Source organism: Nostocoides sp., assembly GCF_035343835.1.
In the GTDB taxonomy this organism is placed as follows: Bacteria; Actinomycetota; Actinomycetes; order Actinomycetales; family Dermatophilaceae; genus Nostocoides_A; species Nostocoides_A vanveenii.
Genome location: NZ_DAOQZV010000383.1, coordinates 1 through 1,767, shown reverse-complemented (window position 1 = coordinate 1,767; position 1,767 = coordinate 1). Strand labels below are relative to the sequence as shown.

The window sequence follows — 1,767 nt, the reverse complement described above, 5'->3', positions numbered from 1 at the left end:
GCGCTTCGTTCGGGACGAAGAGGCCGCAGGTTCAAATCCTGTCACCCCGACCAGTTGACTTTGGGGCTCTGACCTGCGGAAACGCGGTCAGGGCCCTTCTGCAATTGTCGCCCGCGGGCACAAGTGGGGCATAAGGGGCTCATCCCAAACGAGGGTGTAGTTGTGGTCTGAATCCGCCGGTTTCGAGTAGGGAGCGGGCGATGTAGTTGGTGAGGTTGCGGAAGCCGAGGGCGGAGCCGCGGAGGTGTTCGAGGCGGCCGTTGAGAGCTTCGGTGGGTCCGTTGGAGGTGCCGGGCCGGTCGAAGTAGGCGAGGACGTCGTCGGCGCGTTTCTTCAGGGTCCGGCCCAGGGTGATGATCTCTTTCAGGTCGGCGGGGACGCCGGCGCTGATCGCGGTGATCAGGTTCCGCATGGCGTGGCGGGCGCGGGTGCGGTCGGGTTCGCGATAGGCGGCGATCATGCGCTGGTAGACGCCCCAGGTCGCTTCGACCTCGACGTGCTCCTCGACGGCGAACACCGCGCTTAGTCGCTGTTGTTGGCGGGTGGTGAGCAGGTCGGCCCCGGTCATCAGGGTTCGGCGCGCGGCGTACAGCGGATCGCCTTTGCGTCCGCGGTGGCCCGTGGTGGCTTGTTGGACCCGGCGCCGGCATACCTCTAACGCTTCCCCGGCGAGGCGGACCACGTGAAAGGGGTCCATCACCGCCACAGCTGCCGGCAGTTCTTGTGCCGCAGCGGTTTTGAAGCCGGTGAACCCGTCCATCGCGACCACCTCGATCCGTTCACGCCAGGCCTGATCGCGATCGCGCAGCCAGGTCGCGAACGCCTCGGTGGAGCGGCCCTCGACCATGTCCAGCAGCCGAGCCGGGCCACTCTTGTCCCGGATGGGGGTCAGGTCGATGATCACGGTGACGAACTTGTCGCCGCGGCGGGTGTGGCGCCAGCAGTGTTCGTCAACCCCGATCACGGTGACGCCGTCGAACCGGTGCGGGTCCTCGATCAGCACCCGGCGGCCCTCGGCCAAGACGGCGTCGTTGGCGGTGTCCCAGGCCACGTTCAAGGCCTCGGCGACCCGTGCCACAGTCAGATGCTGAGTGACCAGCGCCTCCAACGCCCAGCGCACCGCCCGGTGGGACAGTTTCGCCCGCGGCGAGGCGGCGGCACTGGTGTCCTGGCGCCACACCTTCCCGCACTCGCGGCATCGATACCGGCGGACCTGGATCTCCAATACCGTTGGACGCCAACCAAACGGGGCATGCGCAAGCCGGCGGGTGACCGAATCCCGTGGACGTCCTTCGCCCCCGCACCAACGACACCACTGATCCGGCTCCAGGACCCGGCAGGACAACACCGCCCGACCCGGCTCCAACCGCTGGCCAACAACCATCAGGCCGAGATCGTCCACCCCGGTGAAAGTGGTCAGGTCCGGGGTCGTGAACGTAGTGTCAGACATGTCGAGGTCTTTCGAGTGGGCAGAGTCGTAACTCCCATCATCGGAAGACCTCGACCCATCAACCCGACACCGACACGCCCCCACGCCGACAACCGGCTACACCCTCAAATCGGAAGAGCCACTTCACCCCGACCTCAGGGTCCTGGCTCAACCTCGTCGAGGTGTTCTTCGGGATCATCACCCGACAGGCCATCCGACGCGGATCCTTCGACAACGTCAAAGAACTCGTCGCAGCCATCACCCGATTCATCGAAGGCTGGAACGACCGCTGCCACCCATTCACCTGGACCAAGACCGCCGACGAGATCCTGCCCCAC

Annotated in this window: 1 protein-coding gene and 1 pseudogene; one reads left to right on the top strand and one right to left on the bottom strand. The window is 66.1% G+C overall.

Translation table 11 applies throughout. The annotated features are described in order from the left end of the window. Positions 1–139 precede the first annotated feature (139 nt). Positions 140–1,450 carry an ISL3 family transposase gene (locus PKH97_RS16385; RefSeq protein ID WP_324388672.1) on the bottom strand — a complete coding sequence of 437 codons (1,311 nt, stop codon included), beginning with the start codon at positions 1,448–1,450 and terminating at the stop codon, positions 140–142. A 119-nt stretch (positions 1,451–1,569) separates the two neighbouring features. Here PKH97_RS16385 and PKH97_RS16380 point away from each other — a divergent pair. Beyond that, positions 1,570–1,767 (top strand): annotated as a pseudogene (locus tag PKH97_RS16380) (IS630 family transposase); the annotation flags it as partial.

What these genes read in the sequence shown, in the direction of transcription:
- PKH97_RS16385 (WP_324388672.1), bottom strand. Translation starts at nt 1,450, where the DNA reads ATGTCTGACACTACGTTCACGACCCCGGACCTGACCACTTTCACCGGG.